Raw genomic sequence first — 12,237 nt, 5'->3', positions numbered from 1 at the left:
CGCAGACAACGTCTGCAAATTTCCTTAGACAAAGGCGAAAGCTGTTGACCCCGTCCGGGTCGGTGAACCCACCGCGTCGGCCGCCGCGTCTGAGCGTGCGGCCCGACCACCCTCCACTCCCCTTCCCCGGGTGTGCCCGGTCCAACCACAACCGACCCAGGTCGAATGCCGGCCGTCCCCCCTAAGGCGATTGTCTCGATAAGACGACCGCCTTACGGTGATCAAAGGTCCCCGACACCGGAGGAGCCCCCGGGACGGAAGCCATACCCGACTACCCCTTCGAGCAGCCGAACGCGCTGGAGCCCCCGCGGGAGTGGGCCGAGACGCGGGCCACGTGCCCCCGTGGCACACGTACGGATGCCCAGTGGGGACATGGTCGGCCTGCTGACCGGGGACGAGAAGGTCCGTGGGCTGCTGACCGACCCGCGGTTCAGCCGCAATCCGGACCGCAAGGACGCCGCCCGCATGTCGACCACCGAGGACGGGGGGGGACGTTCAGCCGGCCCTCCAGGGGGACGCGAACATCGAGGGGGCCCGGGGCACCGGAGGTGGCGACGGCTGCTCAGCCGCGCGTTCACGGTGAAGAAGAGGGAAGCGTGGCGCCCGCGCATCCAGGAGACGCGGATGAGTTGGCGGACGCCATGGTGGCCGAGGGGTCACCCGCGGATCTCCGCGCGGCGGTGGCACTCCCCCTTCCCCTGCGGGTCATCCGCGCGCTGCTGGGCGCGCCGAGCGAGGACCAGGACACGTTCACGCGCCGGTCGGAGACGCCGCTGACGTTGACGCGTTACACCCAGGCCGAAGTGGACGAGGCGCAGGCGGAGTTCCGTGCCTACGCATCCGATCTCGTCGAGCGCAAGCGGGCGCGGCCGGGTGATGACCTGCTCAGTGAGCCGACCCAGATCTCCGACAGCGAGGACGGCCGGCTCAGCCACGACGAACTCATCGCCACCGTGGTCGGGCTCCTGCTCGCGGGCCACGAGACCACCTCGAACATGATCCTCAAGATGATGACGATGCTGCTGTCGGAGCGGGAGCGCTACGAAACCCTGCTCGCCGATCCCGGGCTGGTGCCGGGAGTGGTGGAGGAGGCCCTGCGCGAGCGGGAGACCGTGTCCCTGGAGGAGCACTACGGCTGCCTGATCCTGCCGAACGTCGGAGAACCACATCGAACCGGGCACTCCCACGTGGTGTGCCCGGTTCCTCGCGCAGGCCCTCGTCGAGCCCCCGCTGCGCGACTACGTCCTTCAGGACCATCTGGACACTCCGTCGCGGCGCCTGCTGGACGAGATAGGTGCCATCCGCCGGGACGGCATCCGTCCGGAACTGCGTGCCCGGCACGGCACCATGGTGCGCCAGCTCCCCGTGCGCGCCTTCGCCGAGCTGGAGTACGACCTGGCGAACGGGCGCATCGACCCCGCCACGGCGGAGGAATCCTGGCGGGTGCTCGGCCAGGATCTGATTCTCCCGCCCGGCGAGCAATGCCCCGGCACAGGACACGGACACCTCGGCCCCGGCGGGCACTGTGCCCGCGTAACGAGCGCGGTGCGCGAACCAGCGAACCAGCGAACCAGCGAACCAATCTAGACGGCAGGGACCACGGGCCCCGGGTGGGTGTCGCGCCGCACCAGTGCGGCGTAGCGCCCGTCCTTGGCCAGCAGCTCCTCGTGGGTGCCCCGCTCGGCGACTCGGCCGCCGTCGAGGACGACGATCTGGTCGGCGTCGCGCACGGTGGAGAGCCGGTGGGCGATGGTGATCGTGGTGCGACCGGCGGAGAGTGCGTCGATGGCCTGCTGAACGGCCTGCTCGGTGCGGGTGTCCAGGGCGCTGGTGGCCTCGTCGAGGATGAGGACGGGCGGGTCGCGCAGAATCGTGCGGGCTATGGCCAGACGCTGCTTCTCCCCGCCGGAGAAGCGATAGCCGCGCTCTCCCACGAGGGTGTCATAGCCGTCGGGGAGGGAGGCGATGTGGTCGTGGATCTGGGCGGCCTCGGCCGCCGCCACGATCTCCTCATCAGTCGCGTCGGGCTTGGCAAAGCGCAGGTTCTCGGCGATGGAGGCGTGGAAGAGATAGGTCTCCTGTGAGACGACGCCGACGGCCCGGGCGAGGCTGTCGAAGTCGAGGTCGCGGACGTCCACGCCGTCGAGCAGCACCCGGCCGCCGGTCACGTCGTAGAGCCGGGGCACCAGATAGCTGAGAGTCGTCTTGCCCGAACCCGTCGGTCCGACGACTGCCAGGCTGCCGCCCGCGGGAACGGTCAGATCGATGCCGCGCAGGGTGCCCTTCGATGAGCCGTCCTTCGCGCTCTTCGACAGGCCGTCCTTCGATGCGCCGGGGGCCGTGCCCTCGTAGTCGAAGTCGACGCCGTCGAAGCGGACTTCACCGCGCACCTTCGCCAGCCGCACCGGATCGGCGGGCTCGGTGATGTCGATCGGCAGGTCGAGGTATTCGAAGATGCGGGCGAAGAGGGCCAGGGAGCTCTGCACCTGCACACCGGTGGACAGCAGGCTGACCGTGGGCCGGAGCAGCCCCTGCTGGAGCGAGACGAAGGCGACGAGCGTGCCGATGGAGACGGCCGGGCCACCGGCCTGGAGGGCGATTCCCGCGGCCCAGTAGATCAGCGCGGGCATGGCGGCCATGACGATGCCGATGGTGGACATCCGCCAGCGGCCGGCCATGTTGGAGCGGACTTCCAGGCCCACGAGGCGCTCGGACTCCTCGGCGAACTGCCGGGTGAGCGACTCGGACCGGCCCATGCTGCGGCCGAGCAGGATTCCGCTCACCGACAGCGACTCGGTGACCATCGCGGACATGGCCGCCATCTGCTTCTGGCGCTGTGAGGTGATCTTCTTGCGCTCGGCGCCGACACGACGGCTGATCCAGACGAACACCGGCAGCAGGAGCAGGGAGACGATGGTCAGCCGCCAGTCGAGCGCGAGCATCGCGACGACGGTGGCGACCACGCTGGTGAGGTTGGAGACCAGCGAGGTCGCGGTGGAGGTGACGGTGGCCTGCATACCGCCGATGTCATTGGCGATACGGGACTGCACCTCGCCGGTGCGGGTGCGGGTGAAGAAGGCGAGCGGCATGCGCTGCAGCCGGTCGTAGACGGCGGTGCGCAGATCGTGCATGACCCGCTGGCCGACGGTGGTGGAGATCAGGGTCTGCAGAACGCCGAAGACGCTGTTGACGACGGCCGCGGCGATCATGCCGAGGGCGAGCAGGGTGAGCAGCCCGGTGCGGCCGTCGGGGATGGCGGTGTCGAGAATCTCCCGGAGCAGGAACGGGGTGGCGACCGAGACCAGCGCGGAGGCGGCGACCAGCAGGCCGACCACGGTGAGGCGGCCGCGGTAGGGACGGAAGAGCCGGAGGATGCGCCGCACTTGGGCGGGCCGCTCGGGCTCGGGGGCGGACGGGGTCCAGGACGGTGGTGTGTCGGGGTGCATGGGCTCCTTCTGGAGTCAGGGAGGCCGCCGCGCGTGACGGCATATCGAGCCGTGATCGCGACGGCGCGGACTTTGAGAGCATAGCTCACTGTTACCTATACTCACAATGAACCGGGTCCTGATAAACTGCGATCATGCCCACCCCCGAGACATCCGGCCTCCTCGCGGAGCAGCTGCTGCGCCTGACCCGCAGACTGCATCGCGCCCAGAAGCGCCATATGGAGCCACTGGGCATCACCCCCGCCCAGTCCCGCCTGCTGCGCACCGTGTCCCACAGCGACCAGCCGCCGCGGATGGCGGACCTGGCGCAGCACCTCGAGGTGGTCCCGCGCGCCGTGACGACGCTGGTGGACGCCCTGGAGGCGCATGGCTCGGTGCGCCGGGTACCGGATCCGTCCAACCGCCGGGTGGTGCGCATCGAGCTCACCGACACCGGGCGGGCGACGCTGCGCGCGCTGCGCGAGGCGCGCCGGGCCGCCGCGGAGGACATCCTGGCACCGCTCAGCGATCAGCAGCGCGACGCGCTGGGCGATCTGCTGAACACCCTCTCCGGCACCCCGGACCACCGCTGCTGAGGTCGCGACGGAAGAGCGGCTGCTGTGGTGAAAGGGCAGCTGGACGCGGGGGAAGAGCGGCGCGAAGCCGTATCACGGCGCGACCCACTTCCCCTACGCCCACACGGCCTTCACGCCGTACTCGCCGCGCTCAGGCGGCCAGATGCGCCTTGTCCCCCATGACCACCACCGGGTGCAGCTTGGGGTCGAGGTTCTTCAGCAGATACTCCATACCGGACTTGGAGAGGCTGACACAGGCCGAGGTGCCGCTGCCGTGATCCATGTGCAGCCAGATGCTGCCGCCCTTGCTCTGCCCTTCGGGCCGGGTCTGGTCGAGCGGCGAGGCGCCCTTGACGCGGTTGTAGTCAATGGCGATGACGTAGTTGAAGTCCGTCCAGTGGGACTTGGGCCAGTAGTGGGGCGCCGCGAAGGAGCCGGAGGCGGTATACGGCAGCCGGGCGCCGGGGTCGGGCAGCACCCCGCCCGCGTCGCTGAGCGTGTAGACCCCGACCGGGCTGCGCTTGTCGCCCTCGTGATGGCTCGTCGCCCAGCCGCGCTTACCGTTGTGCGCCGCCCAACTGCGTGTCCGCTCCCATGCCTTGCCCTGCTTGGTATAGAGGACCACAGTCGCGTCCGCGGAGTTCACCCCTTTGCCGTAGACCGCCACGACTTGACGGGACTGGTCCGGGATCCGGGACTGGAGCTTGTCCCCCACATCAGGGATACGCGTGGGATCCGGTGTGGGCGCCCCGCCGCGCAGCGCTTGTTTGCCCGGGTTTCCGCCCTTGTCACCGCCGCCGTCCCCGCCGCCGTCGCCGCAGGCGGTGAGAAGGACAAGGGCCGCGGCGGCCGCGGCCGCCGCGCGCATGGACATCGTGCCGGAGATTCGCATGTCCCCATGGTCCCACCTGCGTAGGACAGTGCCGTATGCGGGATTGGCGTGTTCCGGCCGCTGCCGGGAAAACCAGTTGAATTCCGCACCGTAGGAACGTCAACCTTTCACGTCTCCTACCAGCCCTCCTCAGCCCGCCCGACCTTGGGACGCCATGCACATTCGCGATCTTCCGTATACCGACCCCGGCCGACCCGACGTACGGTCAGGTCCGCGGTTTCTCTTCTGGCTGGGCAGGAATCAGTTGGGCGGGCAGGTCAAGGCGGCCCTCTGGGGTCTGGTGCACATGGCCGCGCTGGTGTCCTTCCCCATCGCCATCGGCTTCGGTGTGCAGGCGGTCATGGACCGCTCCGGCTCCCGGCTGGCGATGGCCGGAGCGCTGATGGTGGGGCTCACCGTGCTCACCGCGCTCGGGGACGCCATGCTGCACCGCGCGGCGGTCACCAACTGGATCACGGCGGCGGCACGGGTGCAGCAGCTGCTGGCCCGCAAGGCGGTGGAGCTGGGTTCCGCCCTCACCCGGAAGGTGGCGGCCGGTGAGGTCGTCGCCGTCTCCACGGGCGACGTCGAGAAGATCGGCTGGTTTGTGGAGGCCCTGTCCCGCTTCACGGCGGCCGCGATCACCACCGTCGCGGTCTGCGTGGCCCTGGTTCTCTACCAGCCGGCGCTGGGAGTGGTGGTGGCGGTCGGGGTGCCCGCACTGGCACTGGCCGTACTTCCGCTGCTGCCGCGCGCGGCGCGCCGGGCCGATGAGCAGCGGGAGAAGGCGGGCCGGGCGACCGACCTCGCCTCGGACACCGTGGCCGGTCTGCGGGTGCTGCGGGGCATCGGCGGGGAGGAGCTGTTCCTGGGCCGCTACCGGCATGCCTCGCAGGAGGTGCGGGTCGCGGCGGTGCGCAGCGCGCGGATGTGGGCGCTGATCGCGGCCGTGCAGGTCGCGCTGCCGGGGCTGCTGCTGATCGGTGTCGTCTGGTACGGGGCGTCGCTGGCCGGCGACGGACGGATCGAGGTGGGTGAGCTGGTCACCGTGTATAGCGCGGTGACCTTTCTGCTCTACCCGCTGCGGCACTTCGAGGAGATCGCCATGGCGTACTCCTTCTCCCGGCCCTCCGCGCGGCGCGCGGCCCGGGTGCTGGCGCTGCAACGCTCCTCCTCGGCCAGCGAGGGCGCGGCCGCCGTGGACGGCGGCGAGCGCGGGGAGACGCAGGAGGCCACCGCGCCGCTCGGCGGGGATCTGTACGACCCGGCGAGCGGGATGCTGGCGCCCAGCGGGCTGCTGACCGCGGTGGTGTGCGGCGACCCGGACGCGGCAGGGCGGCTGGCCGACCGGCTCGGCGGACATCCCACCCACGACGGCCCGGGCGACGGGGACCACGTCGGGGCACCGTCGGCGCTGCTGGGCGGGGTCGCCCTGGACGAGGTGCCGCTGACCACGGCACGCGCCGCGGTGCTGGTGCAGGACAAGGACCCGGTGCTGCTGTCGGGGGCGCTCACCGAGCTGCTGGATGTGCCGAGGTCCGGCGAGATCTCGGCGGAGACGGCGCTCGAGGCGGCCCAGTGCGGCGATGTGCTGGACGCGCTGGCGCAGGCGTCGGCGGCCGAGGCGGATGACGCCGGCCCCATGCGCACCCGGATCACCGAGCGTGGCCGCTCCCTGTCGGGTGGCCAGCGGCAGCGGCTGGCACTGGCCCGTTCGCTGGTGACCGATCCGGAGGTGCTGGTGCTGGACGAGCCGACCTCCGCGGTGGACTCGCACACCGAGGCGCGGATCGCCGACGGGGTGCGGCGGCTGCGGGCGGGCCGGACGACCATCGTGCTCACCTCCAGCCCGCTGCTGCTGGACCGGGCCGACCGGGTGGTGTTCGTGCCCGACGGCGCGGCGGCGGGGGTGGGCACCCACCGTGAGCTGCTGGGCACCGATCCCGCGTATCGCGCGGTCGTCACCCGCGAGACGGAGGACGAGGCCGCCGTGCGGAGGGCCGGGCGGGGCACCGGGCCGGCCGGACACGGCCCGCGGGAGATCGGGCGGATCGAGGAACAGATCGAGGAGTCGGCATGATCGGCGTGGCACCGCCCGGCTATGACCCGGCCGCACCGGAGTCGGCGACGACGCTGCCGGTCGGCACACCCATCACCGTGCGGGCCTATGTGCGTGAGCTGCTGCGGCGGCATCGGGCCGCGTTCACCGTGCTGATGGTCGTGAACGCGACCGCGGTGATCGCCTCCATGGTCGGCCCCCAGCTGCTGGGGGGACTGGTCGAGGACCTCTCCCAGGGCGAGGAGGACCTCCACATCGGCCGCATCGTGGCGCTGTTCACGGTGGCGCTGGTGGTGCAGACCGTGTTCGTCCGGATGGTGCGGCTGCGCGGGGCGGTGCTGGGCGAGCAGATGCTGGCGGACCTGCGGGAGGACTTTCTCGTACGGTCGGTGGGTCTGCCGCCGGGGGTGCTGGAGCGGGCCGGGACCGGGGATCTGCTGTCCCGGATCACCACCGATATCGACCGGCTGGCGAACGCGATGCGCGAGGCCGTGCCGCAGCTGGCCATCGGCGTGGTGTGGACCGGGCTGCTGCTCGGCGCGCTGACCCTGACCGCTCCCCCACTGGGTCTCGCGGTACTGGTGGCGCTTCCGGTGCTGGTGATCGGCTGTCGCTGGTACTACCGCCGCGCGCCGAGCGCCTACCGCTCGGAGGCGGCCGGCTATGCGGCGGTGTCCGCGTCCCTCACCGAGAGCGTGGACGCCGGGCGGACCATCGAGGCCCACCGGCTGGGCGACCGGCGGATCGCCCAGTCCGAGCTGCGTATCAAGCAGTGGACGGCGTGGGAGCGCTACACGCTCTGGCTGCGCTCGGTGCTCTTCCCGGTGATCAATGTGAGCTACACGCTGATCACCGGTTCGGTGCTGATGATCGGCGGCGTGTGTGTGATGCGGGGCTGGATGTCGATCGGCGATCTGACCACCGGGGCGCTGCTGTCGCAGATGCTGGTCGAGCCGATCGGACTGATCCTGCGCTGGTACGACGAGCTGCAGATCGCGCAGGTGTCGCTGGCCCGGCTGGTAGGGGTGCGGGAGATCGAGGAGGGCCCCGCCGATGAGGGGGTGGTCCCCGGCGGCCGGGAGGTGCGGGCGGATGAGGTGCGGTTCGGCTACCACGAGGGCAGCGATGTACTGCACGAGGTGTCCATGAAGGTGTCCCCGGGGACGCGGCTGGCGCTGGTGGGCCCGTCCGGGGCGGGGAAGTCCACCCTGGGGCGGCTGCTGGCCGGGATCTATTCCCCGCGCACCGGCCGGGTGACGCTGGGTGGGGCGGAGCTGGCGCGGATGCCGGCCGAGCGGGTCCGTGAGCATGTGGCCCTGGTCAACCAGGAGCACCATGTCTTCGTGGGCTCGCTGCGTGACAATCTGCTGCTGGCCCGCGCCGTCGCCACGGAGGCCGAGCTGTGGGCGGCGCTGGGCGCGGTGGACGCCGACGGCTGGGCTCGGGGGCTGGACGAGGGCCTGGACACCGAGGTCGGGTCGGGCGGTCTCGCGCTCACCCCCGCACAGGCGCAGCAGATCGCGCTGGCCCGGCTGGTGCTCGCCGATCCCCATACGCTGGTGCTGGACGAGGCCACCTCGCTGCTGGACCCGCGGGCGGCGCGCCATCTGGAGCGCTCGCTGGGCCGGGTGCTGGAGGGCAGGACCGTGGTGGCGATCGCGCACCGGCTGCACACCGCGCATGACGCGGATGTGATCGCCGTGGTCGAGAGCGGCCGGATCACCGAGCTGGGCAGCCATGACGAACTCGTCGCGGCGGACGGGGCCTACGCCGCGCTGTGGCGCTCCTGGCATCAGTGAGGAGGGTGGCCACGCCTCGGCGCGGCCACCCTCGTCCCGTCCGGGGTTCAGATGACGCCGAGCGCGGCCAGTCCGCCCATGCCGCCGAGCAGCATGAAGACCGGCATCAGCACCTTCAACTCGACCCAGCTGCCGGCCCGGAAACGCATGCCCTTGGGCGGGCCGAGCGCGTACCAGCGCTTGCGGCCGATCGGGATGGGCCACAGGATCGGGCAGCCGGAGACGGTGAGCGCGTCCCCGATGTCGTGGACCAGGGCGCCGAGCACGATCGGCAGGCCGAGCCAGAGGTACTCCTGGCCCGGTGCGCTGAACAGCCAGTCCGAGCCGTTGCCCGGCTGGTGCAGCACATCGGCGAGGATCCAGGCGCTGGCCGCGCCGAGCAGCCATACCAGGACATCGCTGGAGACCCGGGCCGCGCGCCACAGCAGCCCCTCGACGGCCAGCACCATATGCACGAAGAGGATGCCCAGCACCGCCCAGCGCCCGCCGACCAGGGCGAGCGCCGAGGCTCCGGCGCCGATCAGCACCGCCCATACCCAGGTGTGGGTGAGGGTGCGGTGGCCGCCCGAGCGGCGCGGGTCGCCCTGCTTCTTGGTCGCCTTGTAGACGGAGTACGAGAGCTTGTCGATCACCTCGCACAGTCCCTTTGAGACGGGCCCGAAGGCGCGCGATATGGTCGCCGCCTTGTGGTCGAGGTCGGGGGCGAGCGCCGCTCCCGCGCAGATCAGCGCGCCGGTGACCAGCACCGGCCACGGCATCGAGTGGCCGGCCGCCGCGGCCGCCGCCCCCACCCCCAGCCAGGCCGCCGCTCCGGACAGCGAATGCGCCGGTCCCATCATGGTCGTACCCCGCCCCTGTTCTTTCCCGCTTCCGCGCGGGAGTTGACTGCTTCGGCCCGGCACAGCCTAGCGGCGGGCGATCTTCGTCCGCACAGCCGGTTCCCGTCCCGGCGGGGAAACCAGGCAGTATAGGTGCGTGACTCTTATCGATCAGCTGCCGAGCGACGCCGACCCCGACGCACTTTTCGAGGCGTTCTCCGCCTGGGTCGAGGAGCGGGGCATCTCGCTCTACCCCGCCCAGGAGGAAGCGCTGATCGAGGTGGTGTCCGGGGCGAATGTCATCCTGTCCACCCCCACCGGATCGGGCAAGAGCCTGGTAGCGGCGGGCGCCCACTTCGCCGCGCTCGCCCGGGACCAGGTCACCTTCTACACCGCGCCGATCAAGGCCCTGGTATCGGAGAAGTTCTTCGAGCTGTGCAAGCTCTTCGGCACCGAGAACGTCGGGATGCTGACGGGGGACGCGTCGGTCAACGCGGACGCGCCGGTCATCTGCTGTACAGCCGAGGTGCTGGCGTCCATCGCCCTGCGGGACGGCAAGGACGCCGATATCGGCCAGGTGGTGATGGACGAGTTCCACTTCTATGCGGAGCCGGACCGCGGCTGGGCGTGGCAGATCCCTCTGCTGGAGCTGCCGCAGGCACAGTTCATCCTGATGTCGGCGACGCTCGGTGATATGAGCCGGTTCGAGGGGGATCTGACTCGGCGCACCGGACGGCCCACCGCGGTCGTGCGGTCCGCGACCCGGCCGGTGCCGCTGAGCTACGAATACCGGACGACGCCGCTGACCGAAACGCTGACCGAGCTGCTGGAGACCCAGCAGGCGCCGGTCTACATCGTGCACTTCACGCAGGCGGCGGCGGTCGAGCGGGCCCAGGCGCTGATGAGTATCAATATGTGCTCGCGCGCCGAGAAGGACGAGATCGCCTCGCTGATCGGCAATTTCCGGTTCACCACCAAGTTCGGCCGGAACCTGTCCCGTTACGTCCGGCACGGGATCGGCGTGCACCATGCGGGCATGCTGCCCAAGTACCGGCGGCTGGTGGAGAAGCTGGCGCAGGCCGGGCTGCTGAAAGTCATCTGCGGTACGGACACCCTCGGCGTGGGCGTCAATGTGCCCATCCGCACCGTCCTGTTCACCGCGCTGACCAAGTACGACGGCCAGCGGGTGCGGACGCTGCGGGCCCGGGAGTTCCACCAGATCGCGGGCCGGGCCGGCCGGGCCGGCTTCGACACCGCGGGCTTTGTGGTGGCCCAGGCGCCCGAGCACGTCGTCGAGAACGAGAAGGCGCTCGCGAAGGCCGGGGACGATCCGAAGAAGCGCCGCAAGGTGGTCCGCAAGAAGGCGCCGGAGGGCTTCGTCAACTGGGGACAGAACACCTTCGAGAAGCTCATCGCCTCCGAACCCGAGCCGCTCACCTCCCGGTTCCGGGTCACCCACGCGATGCTGCTGTCGGTCATCGCCCGGCCCGGAAACGCCTTCGAGGGGATGCGCCGCCTGCTGGAGGACAACCACGAGCCGCGCAAGAACCAGCTGCGGCACATCCGCCGGGCCATCGCGATCTACCGGTCGCTGCTGGACGGCGGGGTGGTCGAGCGGGTGGAGCCACAGGGCGCCGACGGTGCGGACGGGGGCGCCCCGATCGTCCGGCTGACGGTGGATCTGCAGCAGGACTTCGCACTCAACCAGCCGCTGTCCACCTTCGCGCTGGCCGCCTTCGAGCTGCTGGACCCCGAATCGCCCTCCTACGCCCTGGACATGGTCTCGGTCGTCGAGTCGACGCTGGACGATCCCCGGCAGATCCTGGCGGCGCAGCAGAACAAGGCGCGCGGTGAGGCGGTCGCCGCGATGAAGGCGGACGGCGTCGAGTACGAGGAGCGCATGGAGCGGCTCCAGGACATCTCCTACCCCAAGCCGCTGGAGGAGTTGCTCTTCCACGCGTACGGGCTCTACCGCAAGAGCCATCCCTGGGTCGGCGACCACCCGCTGTCGCCCAAGTCGGTGATCCGCGACATGTACGAACGGGCGATGACCTTCACCGAGTTCACCTCGTTCTACGACCTGGCGCGGACCGAGGGCATTGTGCTGCGCTACCTGGCCAGCTCCTACAAGGCCCTGGACCACACCGTGCCGGACGACCTGAAGTCCGACGATTTCCAGGACATCGTCGCCTGGCTCGGCGAGATGGTGCGGCAGGTCGACTCCAGCCTCCTGGATGAGTGGGAGCAGCTGGCCAACCCGGAGGACGAGTCGGCGGAGGAAGCGCAGGAGCGCGCCGACCAGGTCAGGCCGGTCACCGCGAACGCCCGCGCCTTCCGCGTGCTGGTGCGCAACGCGATGTTCCGCCGGGTGGAGCTGGCCGCTTTGGACAAGGTCGCCGAACTCGGGGAGATGGACGCCGACTCCGGCTGGGACGAGGACGCCTGGGCGGAGGCGATGGACGGGTACTGGGAGGAGTACGAGGAGCTCGGCACCGGACCGCAGGCCCGCGGGCCGAAGCTGCTGCTGATCGAGGAGGACCCCGAGCACGGCCTGTGGCGGGTGCGGCAGACCTTCGACGACCCGAACGGCGACCATGACTGGGGCATCTCGGCGGAGGTCGATCTCGCCGCTTCCGACGAGGAGGGCCGGGCGGTGGTCCGGCTCACCGACGTGGGCCAGCTGTAGCCTC

9 protein-coding genes are annotated in these 12,237 nt (G+C 70.7%); 5 read left to right on the top strand and 4 right to left on the bottom strand.

The features are described 5' to 3' along the window. Positions 1–656: 656 nt before the first annotated feature. Positions 657–980, bottom strand: a complete 324-nt coding sequence (locus tag AS97_RS42040; protein ID WP_210566744.1) for a hypothetical protein — start codon at positions 978–980, stop codon at positions 657–659. Positions 981–1,347: 367 nt separating this feature from the next. Here AS97_RS42040 and AS97_RS42035 point away from each other — a divergent pair, with 367 nt between their 5' ends. Further along, positions 1,348–1,587: a hypothetical protein gene (locus AS97_RS42035; protein ID WP_210566743.1), complete on the top strand. Its 240-nt coding sequence runs from the start codon at positions 1,348–1,350 to the stop codon at positions 1,585–1,587. Here AS97_RS42035 and AS97_RS42030 read toward each other — a convergent pair. After that, positions 1,584–3,446 (bottom strand): ABC transporter ATP-binding protein, encoded by a 1,863-nt coding sequence (locus AS97_RS42030; RefSeq protein WP_059142817.1) that lies wholly within the window; start codon positions 3,444–3,446, stop codon positions 1,584–1,586. The two genes, AS97_RS42035 and AS97_RS42030, sit on opposite strands and share 4 nt — an antisense overlap. 134 nt (positions 3,447–3,580) lie before the next feature. Here AS97_RS42030 and AS97_RS42025 point away from each other — a divergent pair, with 134 nt between their 5' ends. Continuing rightward, positions 3,581–4,021 (top strand): MarR family transcriptional regulator, encoded by a 441-nt coding sequence (locus AS97_RS42025; protein WP_059142818.1) that lies wholly within the window; start codon positions 3,581–3,583, stop codon positions 4,019–4,021. Positions 4,022–4,151: 130 nt separating this feature from the next. Here the strand turns inward: AS97_RS42025 and AS97_RS42020 are convergent, their stop codons facing one another. Continuing rightward, the gene (locus AS97_RS42020; protein ID WP_210566742.1) at positions 4,152–4,892 is read right to left on the bottom strand and encodes a L,D-transpeptidase family protein; all 741 of its coding nucleotides are present in this window, start codon (positions 4,890–4,892) and stop codon (positions 4,152–4,154) included. Positions 4,893–5,046: 154 nt separating this feature from the next. On the opposite strand from AS97_RS42020, the gene AS97_RS42015 reads away from it, so the two are divergent. Together AS97_RS42015 and AS97_RS42010 are read left to right on the top strand one after the other, a co-directional pair. Beyond that, a complete protein-coding gene (locus AS97_RS42015) occupies positions 5,047–6,951 on the top strand; it encodes an ABC transporter ATP-binding protein (protein ID WP_210566741.1) in 1,905 nt (634 codons plus the stop codon). Beyond that, positions 6,948–8,729 carry an ABC transporter ATP-binding protein gene (locus AS97_RS42010; protein ID WP_086709543.1) on the top strand — a complete coding sequence of 594 codons (1,782 nt, stop codon included), beginning with the start codon at positions 6,948–6,950 and terminating at the stop codon, positions 8,727–8,729. The genes AS97_RS42015 and AS97_RS42010 overlap by 4 nt, the downstream gene beginning before the upstream one ends. A 47-nt stretch (positions 8,730–8,776) precedes the next feature. On the opposite strand, the gene AS97_RS42005 is transcribed toward AS97_RS42010, so the two are convergent. Next, positions 8,777–9,568 carry a metal-dependent hydrolase gene (locus AS97_RS42005; protein WP_059142822.1) on the bottom strand — a complete coding sequence of 264 codons (792 nt, stop codon included), beginning with the start codon at positions 9,566–9,568 and terminating at the stop codon, positions 8,777–8,779. Positions 9,569–9,704: 136 nt separating this feature from the next. Between AS97_RS42005 and AS97_RS42000 the strand changes: the two genes are divergently transcribed. Beyond that, positions 9,705–12,233, top strand: a complete 2,529-nt coding sequence (locus AS97_RS42000) for a DEAD/DEAH box helicase (protein ID WP_059142823.1) — start codon at positions 9,705–9,707, stop codon at positions 12,231–12,233. The last annotated feature ends 4 nt before the right edge of the window (positions 12,234–12,237 follow it).

Source organism: Streptomyces sp. AgN23 (genome assembly GCF_001598115.1).
Classification (GTDB): domain Bacteria; phylum Actinomycetota; class Actinomycetes; order Streptomycetales; family Streptomycetaceae; genus Streptomyces; species Streptomyces antimycoticus.
This window is presented reverse-complemented; position numbering and strand designations above follow the sequence as displayed.

Excerpts from the sequence above, each read along its gene's own strand:
- AS97_RS42030 (WP_059142817.1), bottom strand. The coding sequence starts at position 3,446 with ATGCACCCCGACACACCACCGTCCTGGACCCCGTCCGCCCCCGAGCCC.
- AS97_RS42015 (WP_210566741.1), top strand. The coding sequence starts at position 5,047 with ATGCACATTCGCGATCTTCCGTATACCGACCCCGGCCGACCCGACGTA.
- AS97_RS42020 (WP_210566742.1), bottom strand. The coding sequence starts at position 4,892 with ATGCGAATCTCCGGCACGATGTCCATGCGCGCGGCGGCCGCGGCCGCC.
- AS97_RS42035 (WP_210566743.1), top strand. The coding sequence starts at position 1,348 with ATGGTGCGCCAGCTCCCCGTGCGCGCCTTCGCCGAGCTGGAGTACGAC.
- AS97_RS42005 (WP_059142822.1), bottom strand. The coding sequence starts at position 9,568 with ATGATGGGACCGGCGCATTCGCTGTCCGGAGCGGCGGCCTGGCTGGGG.
- AS97_RS42025 (WP_059142818.1), top strand. The coding sequence starts at position 3,581 with ATGCCCACCCCCGAGACATCCGGCCTCCTCGCGGAGCAGCTGCTGCGC.
- AS97_RS42010 (WP_086709543.1), top strand. The coding sequence starts at position 6,948 with ATGATCGGCGTGGCACCGCCCGGCTATGACCCGGCCGCACCGGAGTCG.